We start from the raw sequence: 21,981 nt of genomic DNA on the forward strand, positions 1-21,981 counted from the left end.
AATATCGATATCTCTTTTATTTCATAAATCACTCATATCTCTTTACTTGACTGGATTTGATATACACATTGAATCATATTTTACACAACTAACTCAGATAAATTTGTTCTGGGATTGGTCAATTGAACACTCTTATAATTCAAATCTTAGTAATTCTGTGCTCCCAGTAATATATATAAAAATGCTAAATTTGGACTTTACATGGCTATTTAAAATAGTTTACCCTTTTCTTTTTAGTTTTGTTCCATTAACACTATACCAAACATACAATAAAATAACAGAAGAAAAAGTTGCTTTTTTAGGAACTTTTTTTCTTATCTCATTTTCTGCATTTTACAGTGTAATGATTTCCCTAGCCAAGCAACAAATTGCAGAAATATTTTTTGTATTGATATTGCTATTAATTGTAGATGAAACCCTAGAAAGTGTTAGTAAAAAATTATTAATTGTCATATTCAGTATATGTTTGATATTTTCTCACTATGGACTAGCATATATTTTCATGCTCTTCCTAATAATTAGCATTATAACTTTATTAGCTAAACGAATTATTAAAAGATCTAGATTATCAGAAAAATTAAATTTATTTAACGGAACATTCATTCTATTATTTTTAGTGACAATAATGGCATGGTATATTTATATATCTTCATCGTTCACATTTGCAAAAATTGTGGGAATTGGAAATCATATTACATCAAATATTGGGGAAATTTTAAATCCTTTAAACAAAAATCCAGATGTTTTAAAGATATTAGGTCAAAAAGAAACATTGAGTCCTATTCATGACATAGCCAAATATTTATATCAAGTAGTAAACTTTTTTGTAATAATAGGTATGCTAAAACTTATTTTTAGCAAAGATAGTAATAAGATCAACACAGAATATAAAATAATGGCTATTGTTGGATTTGTAGTAATAATTCTAAGTATTATAGTTCCATTCTTCTCCAGTAAAATAGGTACTAACCGAATTTACCATATTATTATGCTTATTTTATCACCATTTTGTATTATAGGTGGTTGTTACTTACTAAGCTTTATAACAAAAAGCTTGAATAAACTTCCAAAAGTAAATATTAATCTAAAAAAATCAGATAAATTGAAGATTATAACCATTCTGGTTCTAGTTCCCTATTTTCTTTTCAATGTAGGATTTATATATGAAATAACAAATGATTCAGCACCATCATCTATTTCTTTAAGTTTAAAAAATATGGAAAAAAGTATAAATCCCTCCATAAAAATGCAATTAAATTCAGAATATATTTGGAAAGAGGAAGTTTATAGTGCAAAATGGATTTATAAATACAAAGATCACAAATATAAAATTTATTCCGATGAATTATCTGGAAGATATATTTTACCCAGTTATGGTAACTTTTTAGGATATCATGGTTTTACAAATTATACTATGCACAATCCAACACTTATAAAAAAAGGATATATTTATCTAAGCAGATATAACACCTTAGAAAAAACCATAGAAATTAGAGATTGGTCAGGTGATAGAATAGCCATGACTTTATTTTTTAATACTACACAAATATCACCTATCCTTAAAAATAAAATATATTCTAGTGAATTAAGCGACATTTATTTTTTGGGATAAAATGATTTCTTTTAAAAAATTCCTCAAAGATATTGGTATTTCAGGTGTAGCTCATATCTCAAACACTGGCAAAAATATTATCCTTTTACCCGTTTTAACTAAAACATTAGGAGCTGAACCCTATGGAATATGGGCCCAAATGTTAGTTACCGTTACTATTTTAATGCCTCTTGCTCTATTACAATTAGAGTATTCAATGACAAGATTTTTATCAGCAGAAAAAAATCAGAAAAAACTAAGAAAAGGCGTTTATTCAATCATCATAGCAATGATGATATCCGCTGTTGCCTTTTCACTATTCATATTTATTTTTGCTAATCCAATTGCTTCATCATTATTTGGTGGTATTAAAAATACTATTTTTGTTCAAATAACTGCTTTAATACTTTTTTTGACAACTTTAGATCAAATAATATTCAGATATTTTATTTCATTTGATCAAATTAAAAAATATTCTATGTTATTATTATCCCAAAATATTTTTGAAATAATAATAGTATCGTTTACAGTTTTGAATGGATACGGATTATTAGGAGCTTTTTTATCACTGGTCTTAATAAGGCTTGGAATTTTTTTAATTGGAGTGCCAATAATAAAATCTCAAGTTAGCATCACCACGCCCAGTTTTTCTCTTCTAAAACATTATATTAAATTTAGTCTTCCTTTAATTCCGTTTAATCTTTCAATGATGATAATGAGCTCAGGAGATAGATACATCATTGGATATTATTTAGACCCATCCGCTGTGGGTATTTACTCAGCATCCTACATATTAGGTTCAGTTCTAAGTTTTTTATATGCTCCTATAAGCACAGTATTTTTTCCAACAATAACTAGACTTTTTGAAAACAAAGATGACGCAATGCAAAAATATCTTACATTTACATTTAAGCTATTTTTGATGATAGGTTTACCCGCTCTTTTTGGTATTGCTGTTCTCTCAAAACAGTTATTAAGCATTTTAACAACATCAATATTTGTAGGATCATTCATAATAGTGAGTATTATTGCAATAGGTGATTTGTTTTTTAATTTATCAAACATGTTCTCAAATATTTTAATGTTATTTAAAAAGAATAACTTGATTGCTTTTAGTTATATCATTTCAGCAATTATCAATATAACATTAAATATATATTTAGTTTCTTTAATAGGAATAATTGGTGCTGCTTTATCATCAGTCATCACATATATTATACTATTTTCTATAATATCCTTCTTCAGTTTCAGGGAAATAAAATTTGAATGGGATCCCCTTTTTATTGTAAAATGCATAATTTCCTCATCAATAATGGCATTAGTGATATACTATTTAGGATTAAGCGGACTAATGGGAATATTATTTTCAATTCTTCTCGGAATAGGAATATATTTTGGATTTTTAATATTATTGAAAGGAATAAGTAAAAATGAATACTATTTAATAAAGAATATAGTCTCTAAAAAAAGATAGAATTTATAGAATAGTATTATAACAAATAAAAAAAAAAGTTGAATAATTCAAACATATTTTTTCATAATGATGTTATTAATCTGAAATATAAAGGAGAAATGTTAATGCATTGGAATAATAAAAATGTCCTTATAACAGGAGTAACAGGATTTGTAGGACCATATCTAGCAAAACAACTAATTGACCAAAATGCAAATGTTTTTGGACTCATCCGTAGAAGAGCTGATGGCGCAAATTCTAAAAATATTACAGATCAAAGCATACAATCAAACATTAACCTCATTGAAGGCGACCTTACAGATATATCATCTTTAGCACAAGCAATTGATCAATCAAATCCTGATTACATTTTTCATTTAGCCGCCCAATCATTTGTGGCCCGTTCATTTGAAAATTCCATGGAAACTCAGCAAATTAATTGTTTAGGAACTTCAAATTTACTTGAAGCTTTAAGGATTAAAGATTCTGATGCAAAAACTATTTTTGCCGGTTCCAGTGAAGAATATGGTCTAGTAATTTCTTCACATAAACATCTTCAAGAAGCACAGAAAGAATATGGAGTCATATTCCCTCCAGTAGAAGATATCCCTGAAGTTCCCATTAAAGAAACCAACCCTTTACGGCCAATGTCTCCTTATGCTGTTTCTAAAGTTTACGGTGATTTTTTAATGAGAAATTATTATCATTCTTATGGTTTAGATACAGTAGTCTCTCGAGCTTTTAATCATGAAGGTGCGGGTAGAGGGTTGATGTTCGTTACATCAGTTATAACCAATCAAATAATGAAATTGAAATTCAAGGAAATTAAAGATATCTCCATTGGAAATATTAATGCTTTCCGTGACTGGTCTCATGTAACAGATATTGTGAATGGTTATTTATTACTCGCTGAGAAAGGAGTTTCTGGAGAAGTTTATAATCAAGGATCTATGCGAACAAACTCTGTTTTAAGTTACATATTATTAGGATTAGAACAAGCAGGATGGGAAGTTAATAAAATTAAGACCATGAATAATAAAAAAATCGTAGAAAATCCCACTGAAAATGATAATTCAGAGATTTTTGGCATTAAATTTGATAAAACTAAAGTTGATCAATTAATGCTGGAAGATCAAATTGATTTCCAGATTGAAGATAAAGGAATAATCGTTGAAACGGACAAAGGAGATATTCCAGTTAACTTTGACCCAAATAGGTTTAGGCCCGCAGAAGTTCCTATTCTCCTAGCTGACACCAACAAGATACAACAATTAGGATGCGAAATTGAGTACAGTTTAAGTGATGTTATTCGTGATCAATTAAATTATTTCATTAAAAAAGAAAATAGATTATAATCCAATATGATTATTTTTTTTATCTTATTTTCTTATCCCATTTAAATTTTTTTTCTCATTGCTGTAAAATATAAATCATAATAAACAAATAATTTCATACTTACTAATTGAGGACCACCATGAACACTGAACCACTAAAAAGAACCATCTATAAAATCTGCAATCGATTTATACCCAAGAATAAAAAAAAGATTGCATTTGAGAGTATTCCTGATTTTACAGATAATTCAAAAGCATTCTATGACTACTTCATTGAAAACAACCTGGACAATGAATACAAACTACATTGGCAAGTAGATGAAAAAAATAACAATATAAATGTCCCCCAATATTTAAAATTCTCAAAATCAGGTCTTTACCACTTATTCAGATCCAAATACATAGTGACCACCCATCAGAATTTCATGGATATTAAATCACCCAAGCAAACCACAATAAACCTCTGGCATGGAATGCCCTTGAAGGCCATGGGTTATGCTGAAAATAAAAATGACAATGAAATTTTACCTTTTCCCAGTAGAGACCACAACTACATATTAATTAGTACTTCTAATATAATGCGCAGCTCCCTATCTGCCTGTTTTTATATGGACCCTAGAAAAATATATAACACCGGCCAACCACGCTCTGATAAACTATTTAAAACTGAAAAGAGTGAGGCCAATCTCTTCAAATTAATTGAACACGACTTGAATTACGATAAGATCATCCTTTTTGCCCCGACTTATCGCCAGGGTTTTGAACGAAATGAGGGAGAACTTTTCCAAAACATTTTAAACTTAGAAAATTACGAAGAAGAAACTTTCTTGGAATATTTAGAAGATAACAATATTTTATTCCTGATTAAAATGCATCCTTTTGAAGAAAATCACTATAAAAAAACAATAAAAAACTCCAAAAATTTAAAATTAATCACATCTAAAAAACTTCAAGAGGAATTTTTAGATCTTTACGATTTTTTAGGAGCAGTGGACATCCTAATAACAGATTACTCCTCAATTTATTTCGATTTTTTACTTTTAAACAAACCAATGCTGTTCACTCCAACAGATTTAGAAGACTATTCTAATTTCAGAGGCCTGATCTTAGAGCCTTATGATTTCTGGGCTCCAGGGCCTAAAGTTACTGAATTTGAAGATTTCCTGCAAGAGTTGGACAACTGCATAAATGATCCTATTTACTATAAAAAAGAGAGGAAACTTGTAAACGACATCGTTAACAAGTTCCAGGATGATAAGTCCAGTGAAAGGGTTTTCAACCTGGTTTTTAAAAGTGGTTTATTCTAAGTTTCAATCACAAATAAGTTTTTCACCACAATTTATGTCGTTTTACCCCATATGCGCGTATGCTCAGCACTACCAACTCCGTGAAAACCACCAAGCCCGCGACAAGGTAAATATTCATGAAGGAAGAAATCACCAAAATCATGCCCAAGTGTACAACTGCCCCGATTACCACACTTCCATTGGCGTATTTTTGTTGGCCCAGTACTGCTAAAAATGGGTAGCCCAGTATCATGGAGGGGATGACTATTATCAATGCCACAGCTAGTATCTGCAGTACTCCTGTGCTTGGCCCAAATGCGGGTCCAAAGAGTAAATTTACAATAAATCCACTAAATACAATCAATAGAACACAAAAAACTGCATTTAAAGCAGTTACTGATTTAAATATTTTACGGTGAAATACTTTATTTTTTGTTTTAGCCATGTATGGATAAATTACCTGTAAAAGGGGAGCATATAATCCTTGCATGGCAACATAAAGCTTCTCAGCAGCCGAATAATAACCAACAGCAGTGTTATTAGTAAAAATCCCTAAGAAGAATGTGTTACTGGAAGTATAGATGGAAGCTGATGCTCCTGATAAGAAGAAGTTGGTACTGTCTTTAAATGTTTCAACAATGAAGCTGCGAGAAGGAATATGGAACCTTACCTTAAATGTTCTATAAATAATCACCAAAGAAATTAAACCCGAGATTATAATCCCCAACGAATAAAGTAAAGGAACAAATATAAAGTCTGCAGCACTTCTAACAACTGCAAATATAGCAAAGACAAATATCAAATTTGTTAAAACATTCAATATAGTTATATACTTCATCCGTTCCATGCCTTGGAAGAACCACATGGGCGATATGGTGTAACCAATGACCCATCCAAAGGCTAATAAATACATCAAGGCATTGGATGAAAACTTGGAAAACGAAAACACTACAACGTACAAAATACAAAAAGCCAATACAGTCAACAAAATTTTAATAATCATCACAGCTGAGAAAATCTCCGAGACCTTCTCTGGATCATCTCTATGTATAGATATTTCCCTTACAGCAGACAAACCAAATCCGTATTCAGTTAGTATCTTAAAGTAGGCCATGAGTGCCATGGCAAAGTTAACTAATCCATAATTGGCTACTCCTAGAGTTCTGGTTAAATAAGGAACTGTGATTAAGGGCAGTATATAGCCCACTACTTGTAGTGCTGATAGTGAGAAGAAGTTTTCTACCAGGACGCGGTAGTCTTCTGATTTTAGTTTTTCTTTGATATATCTGATTATGTCCATGAATTATTCTCCGGTATGTGAAAATTAGTTAATCTTATATCAATATAGGTATAGAATATAATGAATATACTTTTTTACAATATAAAAGCAAAGGTGCGTTTTATTGAAGGTTTTATTCCAGAGTAGAGAGGATTTATTTGATGTGGTAGGTGGAGACACTATCCAGTTACTTAGAACTAAGGAATTTTTAGAAAATTTAGGTGTTGAAATAGATTTAAAAACAGATTTCAACCCAGATTTAAAAGATTATGACCTGGTGCATTTATTTAACATCACCCGGGTCCACGAAACATACCTCCACTCCCTTAACTGCCAAAGACAAAATAAACCTATGGTACTATCTCCTATTTACTGGGACTTTGATGAGATGTTAAGGACCACCGGCTCTAAATTAAGGCACAGATTATATAAAAAGAGCATCCATAACGTGGGAAGTGTTTATGATAAGTTGTTCAGTGCCTCTAATTTAATCAAGAGGTGGACTGCCTCTGAAATAACTCAAATTAAGATGGGTTTTGTAAAGCAGCAGATTAAAACACTCTCTTTAGCCCAAGCAATCTTACCTAACTCCCAGATTGAAGCGGATTTAATGGTGAAGCAATTTCATTTAAGCCCGGAAATTATCCACGTGGTTCCTAATGCTGTGGATGAGAAATTCTTAAATGCCACCCCAGAATTATTTAAAGAGAGATACGATTTAGATAATTTTATTCTATCTGTAGCCCGTATTGACCCTCGTAAAAATACTTTAAATCTTATAAAAGCTGCAAATAGTGAAAATATTCCTTTAGTTCTTATTGGAGATAAATTACCAGGTAACTACACTGTTCAGTGCGAAAAGGAATCATTTAATGGGAACGTGACATTCATAGAGCAAATCTCACACGACGATCCTATTTTATCTTCTGCTTATGCTGCAGCCAATACCCATGCTATTGTGAGCTGGTATGAGACCCCAGGGATATCCAGCTTAGAAGCATCCCTAACAGGATGTAACATAGTAACAACCGATAGAGGCAGTACCACTGAATATTTCGAAGATTTGGTGCATTACTGCGACCCTTCTAATTTAAATAGTATAAAAGAAGCCGTAAAAGAAGCATATAACTCTCCGCCAAATAACAATTTAAAACAACACATCTTAGAGAATTTCACCTGGGATATTGTGGCAGAAAAAACACTGAATGCTTATAAAAGCGTTTTAAAAAAATAAAAAAAAGGAAAAAAAGTTTATTTTGTTTTAAACCGTATAGTAATTCCTTTAGCCAGTTTGTTACCTAAAATATCTCTTACTGCAGATGCAGGTATATATATTGCATAACTAGTGTTTTTGCTTCGCAGAGATGTTTTGATTTTTAATAAACTGCCAGATAGAGCTTTACTAATTTTGATTTTTTTACCGGTTTTTAAGTTCTTTACATACACTTTGGACCAGTTAACACTTGCCTTGATGTTTTTTGAGAACTTGATATAAAGAGCTGATGTCCGGGAAACTTTGGTGGCTTTAGTCTTAGGATTACTTGAAACCACTTTTGGTGCGGTTTTATCTATGACATACTTCTCGCTAACTACTGTAGATGGGTTTCCTGCTTCATCGTAGGCTATGAATTTTAAAGTCGCACTTGAAGTCATTGTAATAGGTGCCGTGTATCTTTTACTGGTTTGAGTTGGCGTTGAACCATCTAAAGTGTAGTAAATATTTCCGGCCTCATTCATGGTTAGAGTTACCACTTTGTTGGTGTTGTAAGATCCGCCTTTAACATTAGCCTGTACCGTAGGAGCAGTTACGTCTCTAACTACAATATATGAGTTTTTGGTCATGGCATTGGATCCACCGTTACCAGTTACCACCAGTTTTACAGTGTAGATACCTGGAGTATCATAGGTAAATACCGGGTTTTGATCTGTGCTGTCAGGTATTCCGTCGTTGTTAAAGTCCCATACCCATGAACTGATATCTCCAGTAGAAGAATCAGTGAACTGTATGCTTGATGATGCAGGTACATCAGTTGCATTGGCTGTGAAGCTTGCTACTGGTGTATCATAGGAAGTTATTAAAATATTAGACATGGCGAACATATTGTCACCATCACCATTATTGTAATAACTCTGCATTCCAGCTACATTGGAACCATTTAATAGTGCGGCAGTTACATCATAGTTTGAAAATCCAATCTGTGGAGAGGTTAAATAATCTGCCCAGAATCCAGTGTACTCCTGATCGTTGAAGTAGAATTTACTTTTATCTGCATCGCCTGCTGAAGCCAGTATGGCAATGAGTTTAGCCGTATTTAAACCTCCAGTTGATACATTATTGAAGTTGGCGTAAGCTGTTGCTTCAGTATCATTGGTACAGTAGGATGGAGTGGATCTTAAAAGATCTGAGCCCTCATTAATCCATATCTTCTTGGTGGTGGTGTTAGGATCTTCGTAAATTATAACGATATATCCACCGTAGAGAGAAGGTGTGGTCTGGTTTCCTTTAAGTACCAGCATGGTGTTACCCAGTACATTGAATTGGGATGTTACATCGTAAACATAGTATCCAGATGGGTAATCATAATTTCCATATCCCTTAGTGTCACTGTAGTGAGCTATAGGATCTACATTTACTCCATTGAAGTTTACTATAAAGTCCGGTGCCTGTGTACTAGGGTTCCAGGTGTATGATTGATAAAGTCTGACCTGGGTGATTGTTGCCCCAGCAGGTATAGTATAGTTTGCGGGAGTCCACTGCACTACACATGGATTGGTCCATCCAGTGCTGACGTATTTAGAGGTTCCAGTGGAGTATATTAGGTCATACTGGCCTTCAAATATTTTCTGGGTTTCCATATCACTGCCGTTTGTGTATCTGGTACCTTTATATCCATTATAGAACACAGTTCGCAGCATATTGAATATATTATTAGTTTCATTGGTTTCTGGTATTTCACTATCAGAGTCTGCAAATATATTTATCGAGACTTCTCCAGTTGTTGTTGGAGCATAACCTGTGAATGTTACCGTGGTGGTGGCTCCTGCAGCTAGACCATCTACCCTGATGGTTTCAATGTGTCCATCTACAGTTAAGCGTATATTAAATGCCCCCACAGCATCCAGTCCATTGTTTTTAAGAGTTACAGTGATGTTGTTGGGTTCATTGGCAAATAATTGCTGATGGTCTGAAGATGCACCGGTATTAAATGCTACGTTGGTAACATTTATATCGTAGTTAGCTGCTTCTTTTACTACCAATGCTGCTAATACGCTTTTAAATGAGGATCCAGTTGTTAGACTGTATTGTAAATTACTATTAACACCCGGTGTTACATTACTTGTTACATCCCACTGGTGGTATTCGAAGAAATTAACTGGTGAAACCGGGTCTGCACTAGTTAAATTTTGACCATTGAATGAGTATCCTCCATCTTTACTAGATAGTGCCACGTTATAAAGGGTGGCATTAGCTATATCTGCAGTTACTGTACTGGTGTTAAATAATGTGGTTGATGGAGATGAAGCAGCATTGATCCAGTCCTGTCCTGCGTTTACCCAGTAGTGGATTCTGTCTGTATCGCCGTCGTTGTATGCTACTACCAGGGCCATTAATTTCAACCGACCATCAAAGTTGTAGCCGTCTATGGCTTCAGTTTTCACATACAGTGAAGGGTTAGTACAGGTTATGTAGTCCGTTACATCGTACCATACCAGGTAATCAGAATACACTTTTGTGCAGTGGTCATTTAACCAGTAAACTGTCCCATTTGTACCTGCAGCTATATTCATTTCTTCCTGACCAAGGGTTGTTTCATAAGTACCATCACCATTACCATCTAATTTGGTGGTAGTATTTAATCCGTAGCTGTTTGTTGCAGATCCACCATATACATTGACATAAACTCTTGCCCACTGAATATCAGTATAGTTAGGAATATCATATGTCTTGTTGAATTCACGAGAAGGAACACTTGATTCCTGATCTGTCCATGGTACTGGTTGGTCTGCATCAATATACAAACCTCCAGAAACAGTACCGTTTTGTGTGTCATTTTGTGGTAGTGTTTCTGCTGATGCAGCCCCACTTAATACCAGCACACACAACATGAAAAGAGTTATAAATAAACTTTTTTTCTTAAAATTGTTGAGTGAAACTTTGTTCACCTCCTATTAATAACATACTTCAATTTATTCTTTGAAATAAGTTTTTTTATCGAATATTTAATGAAATAGATATTTCTTGTCCCTATTTTTTTCTTGAAAGTCCCAAAAATCAGTTAGTATATGACCGCCTCATATCCCCTCCACTAATTTTATGAACTTTATCTCCTTGTTTCTCATATATATTACTATTTATTATCTTTTTATTATTACTAAATTAAGGTTTTTGGAACTTTTCGTAATAACAATGAACTGAATAAACCACACCGAGGGAGAAAAAATTCAAATATTAGAAAAAGTCCGCAATAAAATGAATTAATGCAGCCACTAGACACAATAAAAGGTTTATTTTTCAATAAAGCAAAAATAAAAGCTATTTAAATCCAGAATAATACTCTAAAATCAATAAAAAAAATGAGTAATAATAAACTCTAAAAAATAGTGAAAAAAGTAATAACAAATTGTATATAACTAATAATAACCTAATAATTAACAATTAAGAATGAAGAGGGGATAATATTAAAAATAGAATAATATTTATGATTATATTGATTTTAATATTCCTTGGAAGTGGAACTGTTTTTGCGGGAAACAGTGGGGATCCACTGAACACCACCCAGAATGGAACTGTGAGTGGTGGTGTTTACACTGATTCATATTATGGGTTCAATGAATCCAGCCAATCAAGTGGTTCATCGAATATAGTGACCAAAGACTTTATGGACCTTCCCCAGAACGCTACAGTAAAGTGGGCGCAATTGAGTGTGGTAATATACAGTGGCAGCCAGACTGCTAATTATAGCGGATATGCCAATGTGAGCTTCAATGACCACCAGATAGGATACGAACATCTAAGCAGCTCTTATACCATGAATACCACTGCTTTATGGCTCAATGATCATGTGAACCGAGTAAGCAGTGATTATTTAATGTTCTATGATGTTACTGATTTAGTGAAAACCCAGAACACCGCTACAGTCATAACCACCCCTACAGGTAGTTTTGACGGAAGGATAAAATTAATTAACTTAGTAGTGGCCTACGACGATGGCGACACTGATGAAATATTCTACTGGATCAATTTTGGGCACGAAGCTCTAAACACAACCATAGGAACTACTTATTTTAATGGCACCATAGCAGGGGAGATAAAGGATGCTAATTTGACGGTAGTGCACCTGGCCAGTAACGATGGAAAATATTTATTTAATGGCAACAACATCCCTGCTGGAAGCCCTCAGGGAACTTATTCTGGTTCAAATACATGGAATGTGACGGATTACTGCATAAATACTCCAGTCAATATCCTTAATTACAATAATCTCGATGGATTTTTCTATAAAATTATGATGAGTATTTTAACAGTTAAATACGAAGCACCTGCCACCAACGACCCTGATTTAAAAATACCAAGCATCGAAACTTCTCAACTATTACTTAACCAGCCCAGCCAGGTGCTGGTAAATATTTTCAACAGCGGTAATAGCAGTGCCAGCTCATTTTATGTTAAACTATTTGATGGGGCCACAGAAATTGGAAGTAAATTAATATCCAATTTAGATGCATGGAGTAGTACATCTGTATCTTTTAACTGGACTCCCGACAGTGCCGGTTATCACAACCTTAAAGCAATTGTAGACACAGAAAACACGGTTGATGAGAGTAATGAAACCAATAACCAACTTACACTGCAAGTTCTGGTTGAAAAATTACGTCCAGATTTAACGGTGCTTAATTTAACCCTGCCTTCATCCAGCTCAGTGAATACAACTTATAATATAACAACCGTGATTGCCAATACTGGTTTAAATCAGAGCGCTTCATTTTTAGTCAAATTATTTGACAATGGACAGGAAGTGGGAAGTCAAAGCATTAATAATTTAAATGTTAATGAAAATAGAACTCTAACATTTTCATGGAAACCAAACACCATCGGATCACATATCCTAAAGATAGTAATAGATCCATTAAATGTGATTAATGAAACTAATAAGACTAATAATGAATTATCACAATCAATACTGGTTAAAGAAGCAGGTAAAATAGTAGTGTTTTTAATTAGTGACACCACCGGAACCAACATATTGAACACCGCGGCACTGGAAATATTGAGTGAATATCCTGAGAGGTTCATTATCCAGATTAGGAGTAACAGCCAGGTGGGGAATATGACTGATAGCGAACTTGTCAGTTACCTTTCAAGCTGTGACGTTTTTATTGGGGAATGGTTAAGTACCAGTGTAGGCACAAAACTGCTTTCGATTTTAAAGTCCCAGCCAGCGCTGGCCAATAAATCTGTTTTTCTGATACTGGAACCACCAGTATCCTCATTATCTGAATCTGTAGAATTAATGAAATATTCAACTATAAATGGAGTTAAATTACTCAGCAGTTACAACACAACCCAACTAACCAACTATTACAATAAAACCTCCCGTGGAACCGAATACAGTGACGTCTTAAGCTACATTAATTCATGTGGTTTCCCCTCATTATACAATCAAGCCACTTTATACAAAGATTTAAATGACAAGGATAACCTTAAAAATCAGATATTATGGGCCCTGAACCTGGCAGGAGCAGAAGTAACCTACCTTAACCCAACATATTCCATAGGTAAACAGGATTATGGAATCTACCGTCACAAGTGGTATGTTAAGTGGGATTCCACCACCAATCAATATGTTATGGATCTGGAAAGTTACATGGCAGATTACTTTGTAAGTGGCCGGCCCTGTGTGGGTTTAATTGAAAGTACCATGTATCTGGAAAGTGAGATGCTTCAACCATATTACGAGATAATTGAAGCCTTAGAAGCTAAGGGTTTGAATGTAATACCTGTTCTGGCAGCCGGTGGAAGCAGCACTCAACTTAAAGTAATGCTTCAGGCATTTACCAATGCCACTGATGTGGTGGCCTTCGTTAACAACACCTCAAATTATTTAATAAGAGTAGATGCTGTTATTGAGATGCCTGCCTATGGATTAGGTGGAGATAATTTCACCAGCACCACCGACTTTTTTAATGCCCTGAATGTCCCTATTATACGGGCCATTCACTCAGATAGTATCACCAATGAACAGTGGGAATTGAGCAGTACCGGACTACCCACCGCTGGTGGAGATAAATGGTGGCATATATCAATTTCTGAAGCACAGGGTATAATACTGGCCACATTCATTGGTGGAAAAAATACGGTGATAAATAACCAGACCGGGGCTGAAATTCTAGGTTACGTGCCTCAAAGTGTGAATATTGAGTCTATGGCTGATAAAATAAGAGCATGGGTTCAATTAAAATACACATCCAATGCAGATAAACTCCTGGCAATTATATATTACAACTATCCTCCGGGAAAAGACAACATAGGATCCAGTTATATGAATACCGTGGAGAGTGTTTACAATCTTCTGAATATTTTAAAAAGTGAGGGTTACAATGTTACAGATATACCTAAAAACGAGTCAGCCCTTAGGGAACTGATGCTGGCTGTGGGCATAAATGTAGCTAATTGGGCTCCAGGAGTGCTGGTGAATCTCACGGAAAACCCCAATGTCATATTATATCCCGTGTCAAGTTATCAGGCCTGGTTCTCAAAACTGGACAATTTAACACAGCTCCAGGTAATTGAAGGACCCGTGGCTTATATTGGGGAGTTATGTAAAAAAGCAGTTGATTTAAACTACACTGAGGATATGGCAGAAAAGATAGATGCGTGGTATTCCGAGATCATTGCCCTTTTACCTGAAAACCGTACAGCAGCAGCGACGCCGGTTCTAAACAATATCAAAACAGCTCTGAAAAATTACGTATCCACCAAAAACGCCACCTATTACCAACAGTTTTTAACTTACAAGGCACAGTTTTTTGCATTGAATGTTTCTGGAATGAATGGTTGGGGTAATATACCAGGTAATGTGATGGTGGTTAAAAAGAATGGTGTTGATTATTTTGTAATCCCTGGATTGAAGTTCGGGAACATATTCATAGGCCCTGAACCTCAACGTGGATGGGAGGCAGATGCAGATAAGCTATACCACAGCAGTGCAGTAGCCCCTCCACACCAGTACCTGGCATACTTTGCCTACTTGCAGGAACAGGGCACCTCTGCCATGATATTCATGGGAAGACACGCTACTCACGAATGGTTACCTGGAAAAGAAACCATTCTCGCCACCTATGATCTACCAAGCGTGGTAACTGGTAGCATTCCCCAAATATATTTCTATATCTCTGATGGTCTGGCTGAAGGAATACAAGCAAAAAGAAGAGGTTTTGCTGTAATGATATCTCACCTAACACCACCAATGACTTTCACTGCACTCTATGGAGATTTAGGAAAACTATCCACTTTGGTAAGTGATTATGACGGCGCTAATGCCACAGTAAGACAAGATATATTGACCCAGATTGCACAGATAATCAAGAAAAATAGTTATAACATGGGAAACACCACGGTTTTGACAGGAGACGCATTGATTGCTGCTGTGGAATCATATTTATATGATATTCAAAGCACCCTTTACCCTTATGGTCTTCATGCCATTGGTTCACCATGGACTGATGAAGAAATCGCTCTTTTGGTGACATCCATGTTATCTGTGGATACAGAATACCTCACCGGAGGCGGAACCACTTCTCTGTTTAATGAAGTGGCTAAGATATTGAAAGGGAAAAATTATACTGATTTAACGGCTGCTGAAAAACAGACTGTTCAACAGAAATCTATAAGCATCGTTACTTCCCTGATTAAATGGGACGTGACAACAGTTGCCACTCTTTTAACCACCAGCCCCAGCGCCAATCTCAAGGCCATCCTGCTTAAAGGAAAAGAATATATTAAAGCAGTAAACGATAGTGTGTCTAATGAAATTAACAGCCTTTTAGATGCCTTAAATGGAGGTTACGTATCTCCTGGATCTGGAGGAGACCCTATAAGTAATCCTGATGTTTTACCAACAGGAACCAATTTCTTCGATGATCAATCATCTGAGATACCTACTAAAGAAGCATATGAGTATGCTAAAACCCTGGCCTTACTGGCCATGGCCAATATGAATGATGATATGGAAAAAATCGCTCTGGGCATATGGTGTGTGGAAACTGCCCGGGACGACGGTGCACTGGTGGCCATGGTATTGTATTTCCTGGGAATGGAACCACAGTGGTCCAGTTCACCCAGTGCAGGGGTTAATGGACATATACTTAACACCATGCCCAAATACGTGGAATTATCCAATCTGATTCGGCCAAGTGGCTGGGAAAAGAAAAGAATAGATGTGGTAATCATCACCAGTGGATTATTCAGAGACCTTTACTCCAGACAGGCCATACTTCTGGATAATGCATTCCGGGTGGCTCTGGCCAGATCTTATTATACCATCATTAACAACAATACCCTTAAAAATCTGAATGTGAAAACCGCTTTAGATAAGATAATGGATGGTATTGGATATTATGGTCTGGGCAGTGAAGAATTAAGTCAAAATTATGTAGCAAAACACTGGGTGGAAGACTTCATTTATTATCTGTCTTTAAATATGACTCCGGAGTACGCTGGTGAAATGGCCATCTCCCGCATATTCGCTCCACCTGAAGGCGATTATGGTGCAGGAATTGCTAAGGCCGCTTCACTGAGCTGGACCTGGGAAGAAAGGATGGAAGTGGCGGAGTACTATCTTAAACGAATGGGACATATTTACACTAAAAATAACTGGGGGGTAACCAATCCGGCAGTATTTGCCCGAGCCCTTAGCGGAATAGATACCATGTTCGCCAGTAGGAACACCAACCTTTATGGTGTCCTGGATAACGATGACTTCTTCGACTACTGGGGAGGTCTTTCCATGGCCCTGGAGAAAGTTAATGGTAAAGTACCCAACTTCTATGTACTGGATTATGCCAACAAGAACAATGCCAAAACCTTAACCATAGAACAATACATTAACCGGGAATTAGTAACCAGGGAATTCAATCCCAGCTACATCAAAGCCATGATGAACGAGGGTTACGACGGTGCCCGGTACTTCTCTAAATTCATGAAAAACCTTAAAGGGTGGGCTACTACCAGACCAAGCGCAGTATTGAATGATTACTGGAATAATGTGGTGGATATCTATATCAAAGATAAATACAATATAGGAGTTAACCAATTCCTTAACAGCGCTGACAACACCTACGCTCTTATCAGTATGACTGGTACGCTGCTGGAAATGGCTTATAAAGGTATCTGGAAAACCGATGTAAATACCCTGAAATTGGTGGCTAATCAATGGGCTCAAGCAGCCATAAATAATGGTGTGGCCTGTTGTGACTGCAGCTGCGGTAACCTGGCCATGATGGAGTGGGCTTCACAATTTATAAACCCTAATATTTTGGCTCAATTCAAAAGCACCATTTATGCTGCAACGCAATCAGCCAGTTTTGCCCCAAGCCCCACACCTAACCCCTCTCAAGGTGGATCACCATCATCTGGAAGTTCAACTCCTCAAAGTAGTGAGTCTGGTTCCAGCAGCTCTGATTCGTCTTCCAGTGCCAGTGAATCTGGTTCTGCTGGTTCAGATTCCAACCAGGAAAAAGTAGACGAATCTCAGACAACTCCAGGTGAGAGTGGTGAGAAGGCATACGAAGTTAGTGAATCCAGTTCAGGAGCATCAACCAAATCAGATATGCCAATTTATGCCATTTTAGGTTTAGTATGTTTAATTGGCCTATTTGGTGCAGGTTACTACTTCGGCCCTAGAAAGAATAATTAATTCTTTTTTAGGGTAATTTTTTATTTTTTTGAAGTTGAAAATTTTTCTTGGAGATATCTAATTCATTAACAAAAACAAGGCAAATAAGCTTAATCATCTATCTCCTTAATTATTCTATTTATTCTTTCTAAGAAATTTTTTTGCATCGATAAATATTGATTTTGCCTATTCTTGAGATCCTTTAAGTAGTTATAGTTTTATTTAAAATAGAATCATAAACAATTAAATGTAAAATAATCCAATATTCTTTTAATTAATAAAATTTATTTTAATAGTTCACGGTGTAAAATGATATCCTTAATCTGTGTTTACAATAATAAAGAATATTTAGATGAGATTCTGCTTAAAAGTCTTAAAAAGCAGGATAATTTTGAATTTATCCCTGTGGATAATAATACCCACGACACGTTTACTTCGGCATCTTCTGCCTTAAACCATGGATCTTTAAAGGCAAAAGGAAAATATTTAATGTTCGTCCATCAGGATGTGGAATTTTTAGAGGAATATTCATTTAAATTATTAGAAGAACAATTAGATAATCTAAACAATTTAGGTATGGCTGGAGTTGCTGGAAAATCAGGAAAATCCCGGGAAGTTTTGACCAATATTTTGCATGGAATACCACCAGCCCCCGCAGGTAAACATAAAATAAACGAACCGGAAAAAGTAGAAACAATAGATGAGTGTTTGATGATTGTCCCTAGAGAACTATTTGAAAAAATTCAATTTGATGAGGAGGTCTGTAGTGGATGGCACCTTTATGGTGTTGATTATTGTTTAACTCTTAAAAATTTAAATTACAATAATTATGTCCTTCCTTTAACCGTCCACCACCATTCCAATGCATCATCCTATAATGAAGAGTATTTCCATACTTTAAAGAAGCTCTTTAAAAAGCACAGCAATGAATCAACCATTTACACTACCATGAATAACTGGCACAGTAACTACCCCTTACTTCTTCAGAGGTTTTTAGACAGCCCTCTGTGGACTTTAAAACAATTTTTAAAAAGATTAACATGATGCCCACCATCACCCTAATCATATTGAACTGGAACAACTGGAAAGACACTGTTGAGTGTTTAGAATCAGTTTATAATATTAACTACCCTGAATTTAAGGTGATAGTTGTTGACAATGGCTCTGAAGATGAGTCTATTGAAAAAATAAAAGAATATTGCGAAGGCAAATTAAAAGTTAAGTCAAAATTCTTCAAATACAATCCTGAATCGAAAACAATAGATATCCAGGAATACCCTAAAGAATCTTCTTCACCGAATAATCCCCAACAACTCATTATAATAGCAAATGATGATAATTATGGTTTTGCCGGTGGAAATAATATTGGTATGAAGTTCGTATTGGATAATATACCATCAGAATATGTTCTACTTTTAAACAATGACACTGTGGTGGATAAAGACTTATTAAACCACCTGGTTGAACCGGTACTTGAAGACCCGGCAATCGGTTTTGTTGGTCCTGCAGTTTTATATTATGATTATAAAGGAAGTAAGAATACTATTAATTTTGCTGGCGGTAAATACAACCCCTGGACGGGGCATGTTTCCCATATGGAACTTAAAAAAGAATATACGTCTAATCTAAAATCAAAGTACGTGGACTATTTAGAAGCATCCTGCGTTTTAGTGAAAACAGAGATGATTAAAAAGATTGGTATGCTCAATACCCAGTATTTTCTCTACTGGGAGGATAATGAGTGGTGTATGAGAGGATTAAGAGCAGGTTATAAATGTTACTTCCAGTCAAAAGCAAAAATTTGGCATAAGATCTCTGTTTCCAGCCCACATCACAATAAAATTTATTACATGGGCCGTAACAAGTTTTGGTTTATAAAAGAATACTCCACTAAACTCCAGTTAGTCTTATCTGTAATCTATTTCATATTTCTCGAATTTATCCCTTTTTCATTTTACTACGGGGTTTACACTGCCTGGTATCCTGAGTTTATTAAGTGTTATTTTAAGGGAGCAATTAAAGGTCTTAAAACAAATCAAAAAGAATAAGCTTCTTTTAACCTTTTCTCCATAATATTCCAATCATACTTTTCTATATAGGCCCTGCGGGCATTTCTCCCTAACCTCATCCTATACTCTTCATCGTCCCTTAATCTCACTAAAACTTTCTTTAATGAATCAACATCAGCGTAGGGTACCGTTTCCCCGCACTCTTCTTTTTTTATTATTCTGCTGATGCCCATTTCCTTATTCACAATAATGGGTTTACCACACATCATGGCCTCAAATACCTTGTTGGGACTGTCATATTTTGCTCTTGGGATTTTAGGGTCTAAGAATCTGAATAATAAATCCGATTCAATAGTTCTATCTAAAATATCCTCATAGGTAGGGAGCCATCCCATGTAATATATTTTACCCTCTTCATCCGAGGAATATTCTTTAAAATCCTCTGCATCAGGACCAGAACCTCCGATTAATAGTTTAACATTATCCAGTCCTTCAACGGCTTCCACCATATAATTTATTCCCCTTTGTTTGAGGATTCCTCCGCCGTAGAATATCTTTAAATTATCACCAGAGGGTCTTTCAATGTTCTCCAATATATCAGGAGGTGAATTATAAATATAGACCACATTATTCACTTTTGCCCCTTTCACTTCCGAGTATCTGTTTTCATCAGTTAAAAATAGGGTATCTGTAAACCCAATCCCCCATTTTTCAACTGCAGATACGATTTTTCTAACCAGTTTACTTAAAAAGTAGGGTTTCATATCCGGGAAGTTATTGGCATAGAAGTCGTAAATGGTGTAAAACAGTTTATTGCCCTTTAATAATTTTGCAATTATAGATGGATACAGTGTATCTAAATCGCAGCTATGAACCACATCATAGTCGTGTTTTAATAAAAACATTAATTCATATATCCACCACAAGGGGAGATATAGTAATGCGGTGAATGTGTCGTAGGGTGCATTTAAACCGAATTTGTGAATTGTATAGGGATATTTATCATTTAAGTTATTTTGACGATCCCATACCAGTAAGTTCACCTCAAATCCCTGTTTATGGAGTGAGTCTGCTGTTTTAAATACAGCTGAATCAGTGGTTTTTGAGCGAATAAGTAATAATCTCATGTTTTTCATCCGAATCTTTTTAAAAATTTATAATTTATTCTGTAAATTACATTGAAGATCTTTCGCATGGCCTTGTCAAACACATTTAGACTTAACTGTTCCACAGGAACCTCACTATCTAATGATATATCACCACAGCCCAATCTTTCAACTTCTGCATTTAATCCGTCTCTTGATCCTTTAATCTTGTATTTAATACCAGAAACTCCATTTAATACAGCGTACCCCGTGCTCAGTATCTCACTTAAGAGTAAAGATGGTAGGATGATTATTCTCTCTTTAATGTTAAAGTATTTTCTAAGTATAATGTATCTTCCTTTTTCCAGGTGGTATATCTTCTCAGGTGATACATTTAGTTGGTAGTCGTGACATATTTTAGAATCAGTTATTAAATAAATAGAATACCCCATTGATCCGGCTCTCCATGAGAATTCAACGTCTTCCATGTAGACCAGGAAATTGCTATCAAAGCCACCTATCTTATCATAGTCTTTTCTTTTCATGGCAAAGCAAGCCCCAGATATGGCATTAATTTTCTCATTTTCCACGTGAAGATCACTACTTTCGCCTAAACCCCTGGTGAAGGCCAGACCTGTGAAATGCAGTATGTTTCCACAGGTGTTCACATCACCACCATCGTAGAATAGTATTTTAGGAGTGGTAACTATATTAGATTCCTGAGTTAATGGCTGTACCAGTTTTTCCAGCGAATCTTTGAAGACTTTTGTATCTGGATTTAAAATTACTAAAAATTGCCTATGACAATGTTGAACTCCTCGGTTATTTCCCATCCCATAACCCAGGTTCTCCTCAGGGACTATCAATTTTATTTGTGGAAAGTTATCATGAACCAGTTCCAGGGTGCCGTCTGTGGACCCATTATCCACCACAATAACTTCTAAATTATTTAAATCCAGAGAGTTTAAGCAGTTTTCTATGTAATCCCTGTGGTTGTAGGTTACAATGACTACACTGATATCGTTGATTAAAGACATAGTACATTACCT

General features: G+C 35.2%; 12 protein-coding genes. 8 read left to right on the top strand and 4 right to left on the bottom strand.

Annotation, left to right across the window (positions count from 1 at the left end):
- Positions 1-190: 190 nt before the first annotated feature.
- The 4 genes from MXE27_RS02300 (at position 191) to MXE27_RS02315 (ending at position 5,685) form a co-directional block, all read left to right on the top strand.
- Positions 191-1,612, top strand: coding sequence for a DUF2206 domain-containing protein (locus MXE27_RS02300; RefSeq protein WP_248610781.1), 1,422 nt, complete (start codon positions 191-193; stop codon positions 1,610-1,612).
- Position 1,613: 1 nt separating this feature from the next.
- Entirely contained in the window at positions 1,614-3,065 is a 1,452-nt protein-coding gene (locus MXE27_RS02305) for a flippase (RefSeq protein WP_248610782.1), read from the top strand.
- A 104-nt stretch (positions 3,066-3,169) separates the two neighbouring features.
- The gene (locus tag MXE27_RS02310; protein WP_248610783.1) at positions 3,170-4,399 is read left to right on the top strand and encodes a GDP-mannose 4,6-dehydratase; all 1,230 of its coding nucleotides are present in this window, start codon (positions 3,170-3,172) and stop codon (positions 4,397-4,399) included.
- A 119-nt stretch (positions 4,400-4,518) separates the two neighbouring features.
- Complete coding sequence (locus tag MXE27_RS02315) at positions 4,519-5,685, top strand: CDP-glycerol glycerophosphotransferase family protein (protein ID WP_248610784.1); 1,167 nt, start codon at positions 4,519-4,521, stop codon at positions 5,683-5,685.
- Positions 5,686-5,707: 22 nt separating this feature from the next.
- Here MXE27_RS02315 and MXE27_RS02320 read toward each other — a convergent pair whose 3' ends face one another.
- Positions 5,708-6,964 (bottom strand): flippase, encoded by a 1,257-nt coding sequence (locus MXE27_RS02320; RefSeq protein WP_248610785.1) that lies wholly within the window; start codon positions 6,962-6,964, stop codon positions 5,708-5,710.
- A 103-nt stretch (positions 6,965-7,067) separates the two neighbouring features.
- On the opposite strand from MXE27_RS02320, the gene MXE27_RS02325 reads away from it, so the two are divergent.
- On the top strand, positions 7,068-8,177 hold the full coding sequence (locus MXE27_RS02325) for a glycosyltransferase (protein ID WP_248610786.1): 1,110 nt from the start codon (positions 7,068-7,070) through the stop codon (positions 8,175-8,177).
- A 17-nt stretch (positions 8,178-8,194) separates the two neighbouring features.
- On the opposite strand, the gene MXE27_RS02330 is transcribed toward MXE27_RS02325, so the two are convergent.
- Positions 8,195-11,041 (bottom strand): DUF3344 domain-containing protein, encoded by a 2,847-nt coding sequence (locus MXE27_RS02330; RefSeq protein ID WP_248610787.1) that lies wholly within the window; start codon positions 11,039-11,041, stop codon positions 8,195-8,197.
- A gap of 602 nt (positions 11,042-11,643) precedes the next feature.
- Between MXE27_RS02330 and MXE27_RS02335 the strand changes: the two genes are divergently transcribed.
- The 3 genes from MXE27_RS02335 (at position 11,644) to MXE27_RS02345 (ending at position 19,886) form a co-directional block, all read left to right on the top strand.
- Entirely contained in the window at positions 11,644-17,859 is a 6,216-nt protein-coding gene (locus MXE27_RS02335) for a cobaltochelatase subunit CobN (RefSeq protein ID WP_248610788.1), read from the top strand.
- A gap of 288 nt (positions 17,860-18,147) precedes the next feature.
- Positions 18,148-18,882, top strand: coding sequence for a glycosyltransferase (locus tag MXE27_RS02340; RefSeq protein ID WP_248610789.1), 735 nt, complete (start codon positions 18,148-18,150; stop codon positions 18,880-18,882).
- Positions 18,879-19,886 (top strand): glycosyltransferase family 2 protein, encoded by a 1,008-nt coding sequence (locus MXE27_RS02345; RefSeq protein ID WP_248610790.1) that lies wholly within the window; start codon positions 18,879-18,881, stop codon positions 19,884-19,886. The genes MXE27_RS02340 and MXE27_RS02345 overlap by 4 nt, the downstream gene beginning before the upstream one ends.
- Here the strand turns inward: MXE27_RS02345 and MXE27_RS02350 are convergent.
- Positions 19,874-20,974, bottom strand: coding sequence for a glycosyltransferase family 4 protein (locus tag MXE27_RS02350; RefSeq protein WP_248610791.1), 1,101 nt, complete (start codon positions 20,972-20,974; stop codon positions 19,874-19,876). The two genes, MXE27_RS02345 and MXE27_RS02350, sit on opposite strands and share 13 nt — an antisense overlap.
- Before the next feature lie 5 nt (positions 20,975-20,979).
- Positions 20,980-21,969, bottom strand: a complete 990-nt coding sequence (locus tag MXE27_RS02355; protein WP_248610792.1) for a glycosyltransferase family 2 protein — start codon at positions 21,967-21,969, stop codon at positions 20,980-20,982.
- Between the last annotated feature and the right edge of the window lie 12 nt (positions 21,970-21,981).

The sequence above is a fragment of the Methanobacterium alcaliphilum genome (genome assembly GCF_023227715.1).
GTDB lineage: Archaea > Methanobacteriota > Methanobacteria > Methanobacteriales > Methanobacteriaceae > Methanobacterium_E > Methanobacterium_E alcaliphilum.

Coding starts and splice junctions, on each gene's coding strand:
- MXE27_RS02305 (WP_248610782.1), top strand. CDS start 1,614: ATGATTTCTTTTAAAAAATTCCTCAAAGATATTGGTATTTCAGGTGTA.
- MXE27_RS02310 (WP_248610783.1), top strand. CDS start 3,170: ATGCATTGGAATAATAAAAATGTCCTTATAACAGGAGTAACAGGATTT.
- MXE27_RS02355 (WP_248610792.1), bottom strand. CDS start 21,969: ATGTCTTTAATCAACGATATCAGTGTAGTCATTGTAACCTACAACCAC.
- MXE27_RS02350 (WP_248610791.1), bottom strand. CDS start 20,974: ATGAGATTATTACTTATTCGCTCAAAAACCACTGATTCAGCTGTATTT.
- MXE27_RS02320 (WP_248610785.1), bottom strand. CDS start 6,964: ATGGACATAATCAGATATATCAAAGAAAAACTAAAATCAGAAGACTAC.
- MXE27_RS02335 (WP_248610788.1), top strand. CDS start 11,644: ATGATTATATTGATTTTAATATTCCTTGGAAGTGGAACTGTTTTTGCG.
- MXE27_RS02340 (WP_248610789.1), top strand. CDS start 18,148: ATGATATCCTTAATCTGTGTTTACAATAATAAAGAATATTTAGATGAG.
- MXE27_RS02315 (WP_248610784.1), top strand. CDS start 4,519: ATGAACACTGAACCACTAAAAAGAACCATCTATAAAATCTGCAATCGA.
- MXE27_RS02345 (WP_248610790.1), top strand. CDS start 18,879: ATGATGCCCACCATCACCCTAATCATATTGAACTGGAACAACTGGAAA.